Source organism: Bacillus sp. AFS015802 (assembly GCF_002561455.1).
In the GTDB taxonomy this organism is placed as follows: Bacteria; Bacillota; Bacilli; order Bacillales; family Bacillaceae_B; genus Rossellomorea.
The window spans coordinates 201,972-218,944 of sequence record NZ_NTUP01000011.1 but is presented as its reverse complement, the minus strand read 5'-3'; the positions used below and the strand labels follow the sequence as shown (position 1 = coordinate 218,944).

At 48.0% G+C, this 16,973-nt stretch carries 14 protein-coding genes; 12 read left to right on the top strand and 2 right to left on the bottom strand.

What is annotated here, in order from left to right; all coding sequences use genetic code 11:
- Positions 1–145 precede the first annotated feature (145 nt).
- The 9 genes from aceA to CN378_RS07650 all read left to right on the top strand — a co-directional run bounded on the left by aceA (position 146) and on the right by CN378_RS07650 (position 11,563).
- The gene (gene aceA, locus CN378_RS07690; RefSeq protein ID WP_098351305.1) at positions 146–1,426 is read left to right on the top strand and encodes an isocitrate lyase; all 1,281 of its coding nucleotides are present in this window, start codon (positions 146–148) and stop codon (positions 1,424–1,426) included.
- Positions 1,427–1,617: 191 nt separating this feature from the next.
- Positions 1,618–2,652 (top strand): N-acetyl-gamma-glutamyl-phosphate reductase, encoded by a 1,035-nt coding sequence (gene argC, locus CN378_RS07685; RefSeq protein WP_098351304.1) that lies wholly within the window; start codon positions 1,618–1,620, stop codon positions 2,650–2,652.
- Between the two features lie 13 nt (positions 2,653–2,665).
- On the top strand, positions 2,666–3,892 hold the full coding sequence (argJ, locus tag CN378_RS07680; RefSeq protein WP_257141066.1) for a bifunctional ornithine acetyltransferase/N-acetylglutamate synthase: 1,227 nt from the start codon (positions 2,666–2,668) through the stop codon (positions 3,890–3,892).
- A complete protein-coding gene (argB, locus tag CN378_RS07675; RefSeq protein ID WP_306471848.1) occupies positions 3,855–4,661 on the top strand; it encodes an acetylglutamate kinase in 807 nt (268 codons plus the stop codon). The genes argJ and argB overlap by 38 nt, the downstream gene beginning before the upstream one ends.
- Positions 4,658–5,821, top strand: a complete 1,164-nt coding sequence (locus CN378_RS07670) for an acetylornithine transaminase (protein ID WP_098351301.1) — start codon at positions 4,658–4,660, stop codon at positions 5,819–5,821. The genes argB and CN378_RS07670 overlap by 4 nt, the downstream gene beginning before the upstream one ends.
- A 59-nt stretch (positions 5,822–5,880) precedes the next feature.
- Entirely contained in the window at positions 5,881–6,945 is a 1,065-nt protein-coding gene (locus CN378_RS07665; RefSeq protein ID WP_098351300.1) for a carbamoyl phosphate synthase small subunit, read from the top strand.
- Complete coding sequence (locus CN378_RS07660; protein WP_098351299.1) at positions 6,938–10,015, top strand: carbamoyl-phosphate synthase (glutamine-hydrolyzing) large subunit; 3,078 nt, start codon at positions 6,938–6,940, stop codon at positions 10,013–10,015. Before CN378_RS07665 ends, CN378_RS07660 begins: the two co-directional genes overlap by 8 nt.
- Entirely contained in the window at positions 10,012–10,965 is a 954-nt protein-coding gene (gene argF / locus CN378_RS07655; RefSeq protein WP_483295063.1) for an ornithine carbamoyltransferase, read from the top strand. Before CN378_RS07660 ends, argF begins: the two co-directional genes overlap by 4 nt.
- A gap of 148 nt (positions 10,966–11,113) precedes the next feature.
- Entirely contained in the window at positions 11,114–11,563 is a 450-nt protein-coding gene (locus CN378_RS07650; RefSeq protein WP_098351298.1) for a YueI family protein, read from the top strand.
- On the opposite strand, the gene CN378_RS07645 is transcribed toward CN378_RS07650, so the two are convergent.
- Together CN378_RS07645 and CN378_RS07640 are read right to left on the bottom strand one after the other, a co-directional pair.
- Positions 11,560–12,624: an AbrB family transcriptional regulator gene (locus CN378_RS07645; RefSeq protein ID WP_179884841.1), complete on the bottom strand. Its 1,065-nt coding sequence runs from the start codon at positions 12,622–12,624 to the stop codon at positions 11,560–11,562. The genes CN378_RS07650 and CN378_RS07645 overlap by 4 nt on opposite strands.
- Positions 12,625–12,698: 74 nt before the next feature.
- Complete coding sequence (locus CN378_RS07640; RefSeq protein WP_098351296.1) at positions 12,699–13,055, bottom strand: cupin domain-containing protein; 357 nt, start codon at positions 13,053–13,055, stop codon at positions 12,699–12,701.
- A 639-nt stretch (positions 13,056–13,694) separates the two neighbouring features.
- Here CN378_RS07640 and gatC point away from each other — a divergent pair.
- From gatC to gatB, 3 genes are read left to right on the top strand one after another with little or no spacing between them, the layout of a single operon-like run.
- Positions 13,695–13,985, top strand: coding sequence for an Asp-tRNA(Asn)/Glu-tRNA(Gln) amidotransferase subunit GatC (gene gatC / locus CN378_RS07635; RefSeq protein WP_034760864.1), 291 nt, complete (start codon positions 13,695–13,697; stop codon positions 13,983–13,985).
- 12 nt (positions 13,986–13,997) lie between these two features.
- The gene (gatA, locus tag CN378_RS07630; RefSeq protein WP_098351295.1) at positions 13,998–15,458 is read left to right on the top strand and encodes an Asp-tRNA(Asn)/Glu-tRNA(Gln) amidotransferase subunit GatA; all 1,461 of its coding nucleotides are present in this window, start codon (positions 13,998–14,000) and stop codon (positions 15,456–15,458) included.
- A 12-nt stretch (positions 15,459–15,470) separates the two neighbouring features.
- A complete protein-coding gene (gene gatB / locus CN378_RS07625; RefSeq protein WP_098351294.1) occupies positions 15,471–16,901 on the top strand; it encodes an Asp-tRNA(Asn)/Glu-tRNA(Gln) amidotransferase subunit GatB in 1,431 nt (476 codons plus the stop codon).
- Positions 16,902–16,973 lie beyond the last annotated feature (72 nt).

The following is a 16,973-nucleotide window of genomic DNA, read 5'->3' as shown; positions in this document are numbered from 1 at the left end:
AACGTTGACATAGCAGGTAAAAACACTTCAGCCTACTACCACTTCAGTGGGATGAGGGACGGACCCCAGGCACCGGGGCAAGACGATATACCGAACGTACACCGCTCAATGCTCATAAAAAAACGATAAAAGGGAGAGGTTTTAAATGGTAAAAGCAAATAACGAACGTGTAACCGCATTACAGGAAAACTGGGAAATGGATCAACGATGGAAGGGCGTCACCCGTCCTTACTCCGCTGAAGATGTTATTCGTTTAAGGGGATCGATCGATATCGAGCACACTCTTGCCCGCCGTGGTTCTGAGAAATTGTGGAATCTCCTTCACGAGGAAGATTATATCAATGCCCTTGGCGCCCTGACGGGGAATCAGGCTGTCCAACAGGTGAGAGCCGGGCTGAAAGCAATCTATCTAAGCGGCTGGCAGGTTGCAGCGGATGCCAATTTATCGGGACATATGTATCCCGATCAAAGTCTGTACCCGGCAAACTCCGTACCATCTGTCGTGAAGAGGATCAACCAGGCCCTTCAGCGTGCCGATCAGGTCCATTATGTAGAAGGGGACGAATCGATCGATTGGTTCGTGCCGATCGTGGCCGATGCAGAAGCAGGCTTCGGAGGCCAGTTGAACGTGTTCGAATTAATGAAGGGGATGATTGAAGCAGGGGCTTCTGCCGTCCACTTTGAGGATCAGCTTTCTTCTGAGAAGAAGTGCGGTCATCTGGGAGGGAAAGTTCTTCTTCCTACCCAAACGGCTGTTAAGAACCTTATTTCCGCCCGTCTCGCTTCAGATGTAATGGGTGTGCCGACGTTAATCGTTGCACGTACGGATGCAAATGCCGCGGACTTGATCACAAGCGATGTCGATCCTTATGATGCGCAGTTCATTACGGGGGACCGTACACCGGAAGGCTTCTTCCGTACAAACGCAGGACTTGATCAAGCCATCGCAAGAGGTCTTGCATATGCTCCTTATGCGGATCTTGTGTGGTGTGAAACGTCTGAACCGAATCTTGAAGAAGCACGACGATTTGCAGAGGCGATCCATGCTGAACATCCAGGTAAATTACTGGCATATAACTGTTCGCCATCCTTTAACTGGAAGAAGAAATTGGACGATGAAACAATCGCCAAATTCCAAGTGGAGCTTGGTAAAATGGGCTATAAATTCCAGTTCGTCACACTTGCCGGCTTCCACGCACTCAACCACAGTATGTTCGAGCTTGCAAGGGGCTACAAAGATCGTGGGATGGCTGCTTATTCACAGCTTCAGGAAGCAGAGTTTGCAAGCGAAAAGCACGGATATTCCGCTACACGACATCAGCGTGAAGTCGGAACGGGTTACTTTGATGAGGTATCGATGGTGATCTCAGGTGGAACCTCTTCCACAACCGCTTTAAAAGGATCGACAGAGGCAGCTCAGTTCTAATCGTATTTCTATATTAATAAAGGTCCGTCCCTCACAGCGAGGGACGGACCTTTATTTGTTTCTGGTACTATCGGAGTGAATATGTGAATAAAGTAACTTTATAGAAAAATTTATAAATATACTATTGATTTTATTAATATACACTCATATAATTAGACCTAATTTAAATTTATTGTCTGAGGTGATGGGTTTTGAATGTTGGTATTGTTGGTAGTACCGGGTATAGTGGTGTGGAGTTGTACCGCCTGTTGTCAAATCACCCTAATGTGAATGATTGTATTTTGTATTCATCTTCTCTGGAAGAGAGTCCATATGTGGAACAGTATCCCCATCTATCCGGTCTTTCCCATGAAAAAGTGCAGCCAATCAGTATCAAGGAGATGCAGCAGCTGGATTTCGTCTTCCTGGCAGTGCCATCCGGTGTCTCAAAGGAATTAACTCAAAAGATCATCGGGAAAAAGGCAAAGGTGATTGATCTATCCGGCGATCTGCGCTTAAAGGATCAGGGTGCATATGAAGAATGGTATAAGGGAGAAGCGGCACCACAGGATATCCTGGACAAAGCTGTTTATGGACTGACTGAAATCAACCGTCAGGCAATCCGTGAAGCGGACCTGATCGCGAATCCAGGCTGCTTCCCGACGGCAACGCTGCTGGGATTGGCCCCGCTTTTTCAACAAGAGCTAATGGATCCTCATTCCCTGATTATCGATGCAAAGACGGGATTATCCGGGGCGGGAAGGAAAGCGGCGCAATCCAGTCACTTCTCCGAGACGCAGGAAAATCTACGAATCTATAAAGTTCATCAGCATCAGCATACCCCTGAAATCGAACAACAGCTGAAGGAATGGAGCAGTGAAGCAGGACCGATCACCTTTACAACCCATCTCATTCCCATGACCAGGGGGATCATGGTGACGATGTACGCAGAGTTAAAGAGCACCCTCACCACCGAGAAGCTACATACCCACTATCAAAGCTATTATGAAGGGCATCCCTTCATCAGGGTCCGACCCGCCGGGCAGTTCCCGGGTACGAAAGAAGTATTCGGCACGAATTTCTGTGATCTATCCATCAAAGCCGATTCACGTACGAATCGGGTGACGGTGGTCTCGGTGATCGATAACTTGATCAAGGGAGCGGCAGGTCAGGCGGTTCAAAATATGAACGTGATGCTTGGGATAGACGAGACGACCGGGCTTCATCACTATCCAATTTATCCATAGGAGGGGAAGATCATTGAAGCTAAAAGAAAAGTTGGTTCAACCTGTCAAGGGAGGAACGATTCTGTCGCCTTTAGGATACAAGGCAGGCGGGATGCATACGGGTCTGCGATATGCAAAGAAAGATTTCGGGGTCATTTACAGTGAGAAACCCGCACAATGCGGAGCGGTCTACACGCAAAGTCATTTTCAAGCGGCTCCCCTCAAAGTCACGCAGGATAGCATCACTCAGTCTCATACGCTTCAGGCCATAGTGGTAAACAGTGCCATCGCAAATGCGTGTACGGGTGAACAAGGGTTGAAGGATGCCTATCAAACAAGGGAATGGATTGCGAAACGATTTCAGATTCCAGAAGAGTATGTAGCCGTTGCCTCCACAGGCGTCATCGGTGAATGGCTTCCGATGGAAAAGATGGAAAAGGGCTGCACCGACATCAAGGTCGAGGCGAATCCGGAAGGTGCACAGTCTTTCCAGCAGGCCATCCTCACGACGGATACAGTCGAGAAAACGTCCTGCTGTCAGGTCATGATCGATGGAAAAGCCGTCACCATCGGAGGGTGTGCAAAAGGATCTGGAATGATCCACCCAAATATGGCCACCATGCTCGGCTTTATTACAACAGACGCCACTATTTCATCGGATGTGTTACAGAGAGCACTTAAAACCGCCATCGACCAATCCTTTAATCAAATCACCGTGGATGGGGAAACGTCCACCAACGATATGGTCATCAGCATGGCAAATGGAATGGTGGAGCATGAGGCCCTCGACGAAGGCCATCCTGATTGGACCCATTTTCAAGAGGGATTGACCCGTGTATGCGAAGACCTGGCGAAACAAATCGCAAGGGATGGTGAAGGTGCGACCAAACTGGTGGAAGTGCAGGTGACCGGAGCCCAATCCCGGCATGACGCCAATGTTTTAGCAAAAAAGATCGTCGGTTCCAATTTAGTGAAGACGGCCCTTTTCGGTGGAGATCCGAACTGGGGGAGAATCGTCGGCGCCATGGGACATAGCGGAATCAAGCTCAACCCTCGACAATGTGATATCCGCATCGGGGACACACTCGTATTTTCAAACGGCACCCCTCAACCCTTCAATGAAGAAGGAGTCAGCGGGTATATGCAAGCTGAACATGTGATCATCTCTGTATTCCTCCATAGTGGAGAAGGAATAGGAAAAGCCTGGGGGTGCGATCTTACGTATGATTACGTCAAAATCAATGCAAGTTACCGAACATAAGCCGGTGATCATGGTGAAGCTGGGAGGGAGTGTCATGTCTAAGCTATCCTCCCTTTTCTATCAAAGTATGAAAGATCTTCAGCAGCGCTGCCATGTGGTCCTTGTACACGGCGGGGGACCGGATATTACGGCAACACTCAAGAAGCTTGGAATACAGTCAACCTTCATTAATGGACAGCGTAAAACCACGGAGGATGTTTTCACCATCGCTGAGCAGATGCTAAAGGGTAAGGTGAATAGCGAATTGATCCATGAACTCAACAGGGAAGGGGTAAACGCCATCGGATTAAGCGGATACGATGCCGGGTTATTAAAGGCCCGATTCGTTGACGAGGAATCCCTCGGGTTTGTCGGCCAGATTGAGGAGGTAAACCTTACGCTGCTTCACAATCTCCTATCATTGAATTACTTACCGGTCATCGCCCCCCTTGCTGTCACCAAAGAAGGAGTAAGGGTAAATGTGAATGCGGACCTGGCAGCTTCAGCCATCGCCAAGGCCCTGAACGCTGAAAAATTACTGTTTGTCACGGATGTGCCAGGAATATTGAAAGACGGTGAACTTGTTTCACGTGTAACAAAAGAGGCCATTCATCAATATATCGAATCCGGCGTGATCTACGGCGGGATGATTCCTAAGGTTCAGGCGGCTCTATCGGTTCTGAACGAGAATATAAAGGAAGTGATGATCGTCGGATGTCAGGACTCCATCATCCAGGACGGAAAAATGATCGGTACACGGATAACAGAAGGAAAAGAGGTAGCGATATGAGTCATGTATTCCCTACGTATAGTCGATTAGACATTGAATTGATTTCGGGAAAAGGCACAGAGGTAAAGGATCGCAACGGTCGATCCTATTTGGATTTCATTTCAGGTATCGCCGTTTGTAACTTAGGGCATTCCCCTTCCGTCGTGAAAGAAGCCGTGGAAAAACAAATGGATGAACTTTGGCATGTATCCAACCTGTTTCCCATTACAAAGCAGGAAGAGGCCGCCGCGCTCCTCACTTCGGCAAGCGGTCTGGATGCCGTCTTCTTTTGTAACAGCGGAGCGGAAGCGAATGAAGCGGCGATTAAACTGGCCAGGAAGCATACGGGGAAAACAAAGATCCTGACATTCAAGCAATCCTTTCACGGCCGGACCTTTGCTACGATGAGTGCGACGGGTCAAGAGAAGATCCATAGTGGATTCGGCCCGCTCCTGCCGACCTTCGACTATCTTCCTTATAACGACGAACATACCCTTTCAGAAGTGAAAGATAACGATGTGGCGGCCATCATGCTCGAAGTGATTCAGGGAGAAGGGGGCGTCAATCCGGGGACTCTTTCCTTTTTGCAGGCGGTGGAAGCAAAGTGCAGGGAACTGGGTGCGTTACTCATCATCGATGAAGTCCAGACAGGGGCGGGGCGTACAGGGTTGCCGTTTGCTTATCAGCATTATTCCCTGGATCCGGATATCGTCACGGCGGCAAAAGGACTCGGAAGCGGCTTTCCCGTGGGAGCCATGATGGGGAAGGAAGCACTCATCCCTTCCTTTTCACCTGGGACCCACGGATCAACATTCGGAGGGAATCCGTTAGCAATGGCGGCAGCGAAGGCGACCATGGAAACGGTTTTCGATGAAGGGTTCCTCAAAGGTGTTCAACATAAATCGGAGTATTTTATGAAAGAACTGATCGTCCAGCTCCAAGGGAATCAAATCGTACAAGAGATAAAAGGGATCGGTTTTATGATCGGCATCTCCTTCGACAGGGAAGTAAAAGACATCATAAATGAGCTCCGTCACAATGGATTGTTAACCCTTCCGGCAGGAGCGCATGTGATCCGGTTACTACCACCGTTAACCGTTACCTATGATGAACTTGATCAGGCTCTTCACATTTTGATCAGTACCATCAGGCAACACGCAAAGCCTACTAAAATTTTTTAAATACAAATGTATAAAAATACTAAAAAATAATTATTTATTCATAAATAGGAGGTCATCTCATGACAGGTTACTTATGTTTGGAAAACGGCAGCACCTTTAAAGGGGAAGTCTTCATGGATGAGGATGATCCCATTCAGGGTGAGATTGTATTTTTTACGGGGATGACGGGATATCAGGAAGTGCTTACGGATCCCTCCTACAAAGATCAAATCGTCGTTTTCACCTATCCGCTGATCGGTCAGTACGGTGTGAATGAGGAAGATGTCGAAAGCGCCAATCCCCAGGTGAAGGGGGTCATCATGCTCGGGTCACCTGATGTGCATTCCCATTATCATGCCACTTCATCCCTTAAAGACTATCTCCTGAAGTGGAAGGTGCCCTTCATGACAGGGGTGGATACAAGACAGGTCGTAAAGGAGATCCGTAACGGTGGAAGTCAAAATGCATGTATTTCATATTCAAAAGGGCTTCCTGGCAAAGAAAAACTCACCGGTCAAATTGAAAAAGTCGCTCTTCCACAGGTCCGTCAATTGGGAAAGGGCAGTAAACATATCGCCGTCGTCGATTTCGGCGTGAAGAAATCGATTGTGACGAGTCTGTTGGAATTGGACTGCCGCGTGACGGTCATCCCTTTTCATCAGTTGGGGCTGTTGGATCCGTTGAATGTCGATGGACTGGTGCTATCAAACGGCCCCGGGGACCCGAAGGAAATGATGACGTTCTTACCGGAGCTGAAGGGGAAAATGATGGAGATTCCGACACTCGGCATCTGCCTGGGGCATCAGTTGATCGCCCTTGCCCTTGGAGGGGATACGGACCGATTACTATTCGGGCACAGAGGGGCGAATCACCCCGTCATGGATAACCAAACGGGTGAGGTTTTCATTACTTCGCAAAACCATAATTATGTCGTGAATAAGGAAAGTTTGATCGGGACGGGGCTTGAGCCGCGATTTGTAAACGTCAACGATGGTTCCCTTGAAGGACTTCAGCATAGAGATAAGCCGATCCTTTCCGTTCAATTTCATCCGGAAGCACGTCCGGGACCGGAAGATGCTTCGTGGATTTTTCAGCAATTCTATCAATCGATTAAACAACCAGGGAGAGAGAAAATGTATGCCTAAAGATTCCAGTATTCAAAAAATCCTGATCATTGGATCGGGCCCCATCATCATCGGGCAGGCGGCTGAATTTGATTACTCCGGTACGCAAGGGTGCCTTGCCCTCAAGGAAGAGGGATATGAGGTGGTCCTTGTGAATCATAATCCGGCCACGATCATGACGGATACCACTTACGCTGACAAAGTGTACTGTGAACCCATTACAGTGAAGACACTGACCGCCATCATCGAAAAAGAACGCCCCCATGGCCTGGTAGCGGGTCTCGGAGGCCAGACTGCCTTGAATCTGGCCGTCGGGCTGGATGAAAAAGGGGTCCTTGCGAAGTACGGTGTGAAACTGCTCGGTACGTCCGTTGATTCGATCCAAAAGGGGGAGGATAGAGAGAAGTTCCGATCCTTAATGAATAGATTGGGGCACCCGACAGCTGAAAGCAGCATCGTCCATGACCTGGAAGGCGCCCTTCTTTTTTCTGAAGAGATTGCCCTTCCGATCATTGTCCGCCCTGCTTATACGTTAGGCGGAAGAGGAGGCGGGATCGCTTCTACGATGGAGGAGTACAAGAAACTCGTCCTATCAGGTTTGAAGGCAAGTCCGATCCATCAGGTGCTTGTGGAAAAAAGCATAGCCGGGTTCAAAGAAATCGAGTATGAAGTGATGAGAGATTCGAAAGGAAATTGTATATCGGTCTGCAATATGGAGAACTTCGATCCGGTAGGGGTCCATACGGGGGATTCCATCGTCGTGGCCCCGTCCCAAACCTTGACGGACAGGGAGTTTCATATGCTCCGTACAGCCGCCTTTGATATCGTCAGTGCGTTGGAAGTAGTGGGAGGATGCAATATACAATTTGCTTTAGACCCTGACAGCAACCAATACTATGTGATTGAAGTGAATCCCCGTGTGAGCAGATCTTCTGCCCTTGCATCAAAGGCGACAGGCTATCCCATTGCAAAGATCGCGGTGAAGCTTGCGGTCGGTTACACTTTGAATGAAATCATCAATCCACTGACCAAAACCACCTATGCAAGCTTCGAGCCGGCCCTTGATTATGTGGTGGTGAAATTCCCGAGATGGCCGTTTGATAAATTTCCCGAGGCAAACCGGGTGCTTGGCACGAAGATGAAGGCAACGGGTGAAGTGATGGCGATCGAGCGCTCATTAGAAGCCGCTTTTCAAAAAGCCCTTCAATCCTTGGATCTTTCCCTTGAGAACATCTATAGTGAACTGTCTGATTTATCCCAGGAAGATTTGGAGACCAAGATTGGCACGCCAACGGATTCCCGATTCTTTGAACTGATGGAGTTGTTAAGACGGGGACATTCAATCGACGCTCTTCACGGAAAGACAGGGATCGATAAGCTGTTCCTGTCGATCTTGAGTAATCTCGTCTTCATGGAAAATAAGCTCAAGAGCACGTCCCTCACTGCAAAGCTATTAAAAGAAGCAAAGGAATTCCGGTTTGAGGATAAAACGATTGCCGGATTCACAGGAAAGACTGAGGTGTCAGTTGCACATCTGAGAGTGGAAGAGGGGATCGTCCCCGCATTCAAAATGGTGGATACATGCGCCGGAGAGTTTGAAGCCATCACCAACTATGCCTATTCAACCTATCATGGGGAAAATGAAATTCCACCGTTGCAAGGAGACAAAAAGGTCCTGATCATCGGGGCGGGACCGATCCGGATCGGCCAGGGAGTCGAATTTGATTACAGTGCCGTCAAGGCGATCCAGAGGTTGAAAGAGCACGGGTACACGACGATTATGGTGAACAATAATCCGGAAACCGTCAGTACGGATTATGAGACGGCAGATCGATTATATTTTGAACCGATTACGGTCGAATCGGTCCTGTCCATCATCGAACACGAGAGGGTGGATTCGGCTCTTGTGCAATTCGGTGGACAGACGGCATTGAACCTTGCGGGGACGCTTGAGGAAGCGGGAGTGCGACTACTCGGGACCTCTTCTGACATCATCGACCGGGTGGAGGACCGGGAACGCTTTTATCAATTGCTGGATGAAGAGGGGATCCCCCGCGTGAATGGGGAGATCTGCCACAGCAAAGATGAAGCCCTGCAGGTGGCGCGTCATTTAGCCTTTCCTCTTCTATGCCGCCCTTCCTATGTCATTGGTGGCAAAGGGATGGTAAAAGTAAACACAGCAGAGGAAATGCAGCGCTTCATCCAGGGAGCGGCTGAAGAATATTTTCCTATATTAGTAGATGAATTTAAAGAAGGTCAGGAAGCCGAAATCGATCTGGTAGGGGACGGTGCAGATGTATATGTTCCCGGTGTGATGGAGCATATTGAACGGGCGGGTGTTCACTCAGGTGACAGCATGTCCATTTTCCCTTCTGAATCCCTGACGGAAGAAATCAAGGAGATGATTGGAAAATATGCCCATAAGATCGTATCCGCCCTTCATTATAAAGGAATCATGAATATTCAATTCCTGCTGCAGGATCAAAAGGTATACGTGTTAGAAGTGAACCCGCGTGCGAGCCGTACCGTTCCGATCGTCAGCAAGATCCTTGGCTTTTCCTTGATTGATATGGCCACCGATCTGATGTGCGGGGAGAGTCTTGGAATCGATGCATTTGACCCTCCTTCCAAGATAAAAGGAGTCGGGGTGAAGTATCCGGTGTTTTCGTCCCACGCCATGCCGGAAATCGATCAAACCCTCGGGGCGAATATGAAGTCGACGGGAGAAGGCCTGTGCCTGGGTGACACCGTCGAAGAAGCGCTGTATAAAGTGTTTGAAGAGGTACATGCAGACGTTGAAGCAGGGGGGACCCTTTACGTCGACAGCAGCCAGACAGAAATGAGTCAGTATCAAACAGCAGCGGAAAAGGCATTTCATGACTGGATCAAAACCGATCATGCCTGTGTCTATTTCAGTGATGAGGAAACGGACGAAGGGAAGGCAAGAAGAATCGCTGCTTTAGAGGCGGGAATCACCGTCATGACCGAAGCGGAAACCCTATCCTCCTTTATCCGAAGCAAGGGCGCAGACAACGTTCAGCCAAAGTCTTTCGTTCATAATAAATCCATTCAAGGAGTGAGCCGAGTATGATGAATTCAAATGTTGCCCCGGCACCGGAGAAGGTTTCTTTAAAAGGGAGGGACCTTGTCATATGGCTGGATTACACCAGGGAAGAGGTACACGAACTCTTATCACTTGCACAGTACTTGAAGAAACACCCTTATTCCAAGACCCTTGCAGGGAAAACCCTTGCGATGATCTTTGAAAAGTCATCCACGAGAACACGTGTGTCCTTCGAAGCGGGAATGCTGCAAATGGGAGGCCACGCCATCTACCTGAATTCCCGTGATATCCAGCTGGGGAGAGGGGAGTCGATCGCGGATACGGCACGGGTCCTGTCATCCTATGTGGATGGAATCATGATCCGTACGTTCGAGACGGAGAAGGTGACACAGTTGGCCGAATGCGCCAGTGTCCCCGTCATCAACGGTCTTTGTGATACGTATCATCCATGCCAGGCATTGGCGGACGTCCTTACCATCCTTGAGACCAAGGGGACGTTAAAAGGGGTGAAGGTGGTCTATATCGGGGATGGCAACAATGTGGCCCACTCCTTCATGATCCTTTGTGCCATGCTTGGAATGGAGGTCGTCGTTTCTTGTCCGGAAGGCTATGAACCGAAAGAAGACATCATCGGAAAGACGATCGATCTTGCCGCGGAGAGCGGAGGGAGCTTTACGCTTACGAATGATCCGATCGAAGCGGTAAGGGGTGCCGACGTTGTCTACACAGACGTTTGGGCCAGCATGGGGCAGGAGGAAGAAGCCATCAAGCGTCTTCAAGACTTTCAAGGGTATCAAGTGAATGAGGAGCTGTTGGGGCACGCTTCCCCTGATGTGACATTCCTTCACTGTCTTCCGGCCCACCGTGAAGAAGAAGTGACAGCCGCGGTCATTGACGGACCGTGTTCCGCCGTATTTCAGCAGGCGGAAAACCGATTACATGTCCAGAAGGCGATTTTGCAATCATTGTTCGTATAAATGACAAAGGGTCCGCTCGTGGAAGAGCGGACCCTTTTAGTTGCCTGAAAGCATTCCCATAAGAGAAAATGGGACAGAACCAAATGTACACATGTAAACATATAGTGTAGGAGAAACTGTAATAAGACGTTTTGGAGGTGCATTGTTTTTGAGCAAACCAACGATAGATGATTATCTGGAAAATGGAATGTACGGACAAAAACAAACAAAGCCTGATGAAAGAAGGAAATTTCTCGGAAGCCTGAGAGAACGGATCGTCATTGCCCTGACCCAAAGTCAAGTAAGGGAAAAGGGAGTGTACAAGGAAGTTCAGGATAGCTTGAAGAAACATCCTGAGGCAAAGCTTTTATTAAATGGAAATATGAGCTACACCTTTTTATCTAAATACATCAAGCTTGCCGATACGTATCATGTTTCATTTTCCATGGTGACCAATAAGGACATCGAAACGGATATCGGCCTCGTTCTCGCCTATGATCATGCCATCGATCAGGAAGAGATCTATGTGCAGAAAAAAAGTGAGAAAGCCGCTGAAGCAAAACCAAAGCCGAAGCAAAAGAAAAGCCTATTCTCTTCTATTAAAAATAAGCTCTTCTAATCATGTTTCCCCTTTTGGAAAAGAGGGAGCTTGAACAGTCCTTTCAAAATCGCCGGGATGAGGAACAGGATGAATAAGATCCGGAACAAATGATACCCGGTAATGATGGAAAGATCTGCGTTGACGGCTTGTCCCACCAGTGCCATCTCTGCCATGCCCCCGGGAGCCAGGCTGATAAAGGCAGTCAGGAATGAAATGTCATGCCAGCGGCTCAATAACAAGCTAAGGCCAGCACAGCATAGGAGCAGGCAGAGTGACGTGAATAAAGACCACATGATAAACTTGCCCATCGTTCTGGACGACGAGAAATTCATCATGAAGCTAAAATATATGCCGAGGGATAATTGAGCCAGGATGATGAACAGGCCGGGCATATGCGGGACCGGCGATTCAGCCACCATGAAGCCCCCGATGACCAGGATCGGGCCAAGTAAGGTCGCGGTGGGCAGGTGGATTTTTTTAGCCAGGAACCCTGCTGCGATGGCAATGGTGAAAAAAAGGACAAACCCCCACTGTAAAGCAGGCATAGCAAACGAACGCGCGGCCGTCCCCGGACCGGCTCCTTCTCCACCCAAAAGGGGACTGAAGACGAGAAACGGTACGACAAAGATGACAGACAGCAGCCGGATGACTTGAAGGATCGTCACAACCGTTAAGTCGATACTCTTCATCTCCTCTCCAAGGGCCACCATTTGCGAAAGTCCCCCGGGGATACTCCCCGTAATCGTTGAAGGCAGGCCGATTCCCGTCATCCTTGACGTGATATAAGCAAGTCCCATACTGAACACAATGATGGCCATCGTCATCATCAGCATGGACGGAAGCTGAGTGAATATTTCGATCATGGTCTTCTGACTGAAGGATTGCCCAATGGTGTAACCGACGATGATCAATCCAAAATCCCGGAGAAAAGAAGGCCAGGCAAGCTCAAGCCTCGTCCATTTATTGATCAGAAAGACAGAAACCATGGAGCCGAGCAGCCAGGAAAGGGGAAGGTGAAGAAGGGTGAACACCCCTCCGCCTATGGTCCCGGCGATAAAGGCTGATAGAATTGGACGCATGTTGAAAATCATCTCCATTAATATATCTTTTCTTAAAGGTAATCAATTGGAGAGGGGTAAGCAAATGGAATGCTTTAGTTGTGATTGAGATACCGCTCAGGGTCGAGCTTGCTTCCTTCGGCTACAATTGCAGTCATTCCGTGGTCGGATCCTGACTCATGCATCTCGCCTTCCTGCCAAAAGATGGCCATGCCTGGTTCCACTTCAATTTTCTCTTCCCCTTCTATTCTCACCCACCCTCGACCGGATGTGATCATCAGAAGCTGATCGCACATGGCGGGATGCATTCCAAGTACGCTGTTTGCTTCTAAATAGAAATATCCGATCTGGAACGGATCATCAGGCTTTAATAAAGGATGGATGGTCACGTTTTGACTGTTGAATTTCTGGATTGATTTTCCGCTGGTTTGTTTGAAACTGAATATTTTCATGGAATCACCTCTTTTAATAGATTCTGGTTAGGGGATGGGAAATCCTGCAAATGGGAGAAGGGTGCGTGCGGTCTTCTTCCATTATATGTAAAAATACGCAATAATAGAGAATAATGACGCAATTAAGAAGAAAATGACGCAATAAATAAAAAAACGACGCAATTATCCGGAAAATGACGCAATCAATGTCTAAAATGACGCAATCACCCTCCAATAAACCTGTTCAGCCCGGCGTAGGTGATCCAACCCATAGAATCCTTCATCAAAGAAGGCCCTACCTACCCCCCATCCAAGGATAATCTACCAGCTAAAACAGACAATCTAAAGCTGATTTTTTTATAAGAATGATCGAAAAACCAAAGATACTCTCTTTAAGGAACGGAGAATCCGCTCAAGGTCAAAGAACGAAGCTTGCAAAAACAAGTTCATACTATGTAATGCTTTTTGAACCCCACCCAAGGTCCGTCCCTCACAAACTCACACCCAGCCCCAATTTCATGGTAGAATGTAGGGAGGTATGGACAAGAATCATACCTGCTCCTAACAAACGTTAACTCTTATCATAGTTGCTTTAATGAAGCGAATTTTGGTATTATCAATAGTATTGTGAGTGTTCGAACATATACGGAGGTGAAGAAGATGTCTAGAATTTCTGAAGAGCAGGTAAAGCACGTTGCGCACCTTGCACGACTAGCCATCACAGAGGATGAAGCGAAGAAGTTTACGACTCAGCTGGATGCCATTATCGGGTTTGCCGAGCAGCTGAATGAATTGGATACATCAAATGTGGAAGCGACCAGTCACGTACTGGATATGAAGAACGTGATGCGTGAAGATAAGCCTGTTGAAGGACTGCCACGTGAAGAAGTATTGAAGAACGCACCAGACAAACAAGATGGACAAGTTCGCGTTCCATCGATCTTGGACTAAGGAGGGGACCTCATGTCATTATTTGACCATAAATTATCAGAGCTTCATGAGCTTTTACATAAGAAAGAAGTTTCTGTTACAGATCTGGTAGACGAGTCGTACAAACGAATCGATGCCGTTGAAGATAAAGTGAAGGCATTTTTAACACTGGATGAAGAGAATGCCCGCAGTAAAGCAAAGGAAATGGATGCAAAGCTTGGGACGGATGAAAGTAAAGGCCTTCTTTTCGGAATGCCGATCGGGATCAAGGATAATATCGTGACAAAGGGTCTTCGCACGACCTGTGCAAGTAAAATCCTTGAAAACTTCAATCCGATTTATGATGCGACGGTCATCAATAAATTACATAGTGCCGATACGATTACGATCGGTAAATTGAATATGGATGAGTTTGCGATGGGTTCGTCTACTGAGAACTCCGGTTTCCAGAAGACGAGCAACCCATGGAATCTTGAAACGGTCCCAGGTGGATCTTCAGGTGGATCGGCAGCATCCGTTGCAGCTGGAGAAGTACCTTTCTCCCTGGGCTCAGATACAGGTGGATCGATCCGTCAGCCGGCAGCATTCACAGGTACGGTCGGATTAAAACCGACATACGGCCGCGTATCCCGTTTCGGTCTGGTTGCATTCGCATCTTCACTTGATCAAATCGGACCAATCACCCGTAATGTAGAAGACAACGCGTACTTGCTGCAGGCAATCGCCGGACTTGATCCGAATGATTCTACCTCAGCCAATGTGGAGGTTCCGAATTATGCAGAGGCTCTTACCGGTGATGTAAAAGGCCTGAAGATTGCGGTACCGAAAGAATACTTAGGTGAAGGTGTCGGGGAAGAAGCACGTCAAGCGGTCCTTGCTTCACTGAAAGTACTGGAAGGCATGGGAGCGACGTGGGAAGAAGTTTCTCTTCCTCATTCTAAATTCGGTGTGTCGACGTACTATCTATTAGCCTCTTCTGAAGCATCTGCCAACCTTGCACGTTTTGACGGGGTTCGCTACGGATACCGGACGCCGAATGCAGACAACCTTCTTGACCTTTACAAGAAGACACGTGCAGAAGGGTTCGGGGACGAAGTGAAGCGTCGGATCATGCTTGGAACGTTTGCCTTAAGTTCCGGTTACTATGATGCTTACTATAAGAAAGCTCAGCAGGCCCGTACATTGATCAAGAAAGACTTTGAAGATGTATTTGCGAAATACGATGTTATTATTGGACCAACGACACCAACTCCAGCTTTCAAAATTGGAGAAAAGATTGATGATCCACTAACGATGTATGCAAACGATATTTTAACGATTCCAGTAAACCTTGCAGGTGTACCGGGAATTTCAGTTCCATGTGGATTCTCTTCAACAGGACTGCCCCTTGGACTGCAAATCATCGGGAAGCATTTTGACGAAAGTACGATTTATCGCGTAGCCCATGCATTCGAGCAGGCTACAGATTTCCATACAAAAAAACCACAACTGTAAGGGGTGAAATCAATGAACTTTGAACCAGTAATCGGACTAGAAGTCCACGTAGAATTAAAAACGGACAGTAAGATGTTCTCTCCGGCACCGAACCATTTCGGAGCGGAGCCAAACACGAACACAAATGTAATCGACCTTGGGTATCCTGGTGTACTTCCAGTCGTTAACAAGCGTGCCATTGAGTTCGGAATGAAAGCCGCCATCGCATTGAACTGTGAGATCGCAACGGATACGAAGTTTGACCGGAAAAACTATTTCTATCCGGATAACCCGAAAGCCTACCAAATTTCTCAATTTGACAAGCCGATCGGTGAGAACGGCTGGATCGAGATCGAAGTGAATGGTGAGAAGAAACGGATCGGGATCACCCGACTTCACCTGGAAGAGGATGCAGGGAAACTGACTCACTCAGGTGACGGCTATTCCCTTGTCGACTATAACCGCCAGGGAACTCCACTGATCGAGATCGTATCTGAGCCGGACATCCGTACACCGGAAGAAGCATACGCGTATCTAGAGAAGCTGAAATCCATCATCCAATACACAGGAGTTTCCGACTGTAAGATGGAAGAAGGATCGCTTCGCTGTGACGCCAACATTTCCCTCCGTCCAATCGGTCAGGAGAAGTTCGGTACGAAAGCAGAGCTTAAAAACCTGAACTCCTTTAACTTTGTTAAAAAAGGATTGGAGTATGAAATCGTACGTCAGGAGAAGGTACTGCTATCCGGGGGCATGATTCAGCAGGAGACCCTTCGTTTCGATGAATCAACGGGTAAAACGATCCTTATGCGTGTCAAAGAAGGATCGGATGATTATCGTTACTTCCCTGAACCGGATTTATTGAACCTCCACATCGATCAAGAGTGGATGGACCGCATTCGTGCAGAGATCCCCGAGCTTCCGGATGAGCGTAAAAAGCGCTATGTAGAAGAGCTGGGCTTGCCTGCGTATGATGCCATGGTTCTGACACTGACAAAAGAAATGTCTGATTTCTTCCAGGAAACCGTTGAGGCGGGTGCAGATGCAAAGCTTGCCTCCAACTGGCTGATGGGTGAAGTTTCGGCATACCTGAATGCACAACAGAAAGAACTGGAAGATGTCAAGCTGACTCCTCAAGGACTTGCGGGCATGATCGAGCTGATCGAAAAAGGAACGATTTCTTCCAAGATTGCGAAGAAAGTGTTCAAAGAGCTGGTTGAAAACGGCGGCGATCCAGAACAAATCGTGAAAGATAAGGGTCTCGTTCAAATCTCTGACGAAGGTGCCTTATTGAAGATTGTGACAGAGACGCTTGACGCGAATCCACAATCCATCGAAGACTACAAGAACGGGAAAGACCGTGCCATCGGCTTCCTTGTCGGCCAAATCATGAAAGCGACGAAAGGTCAGGCCAACCCGCCGCTTGTAAACAAATTATTGCTTCAAGAAATTCAGAAACGCTAATACGTGATAAGAAAGCCCCCTGAAAACAAGTTGTTTTCAGGGGCCTTTTTTTGGTTTTAGGGACGGACCTTG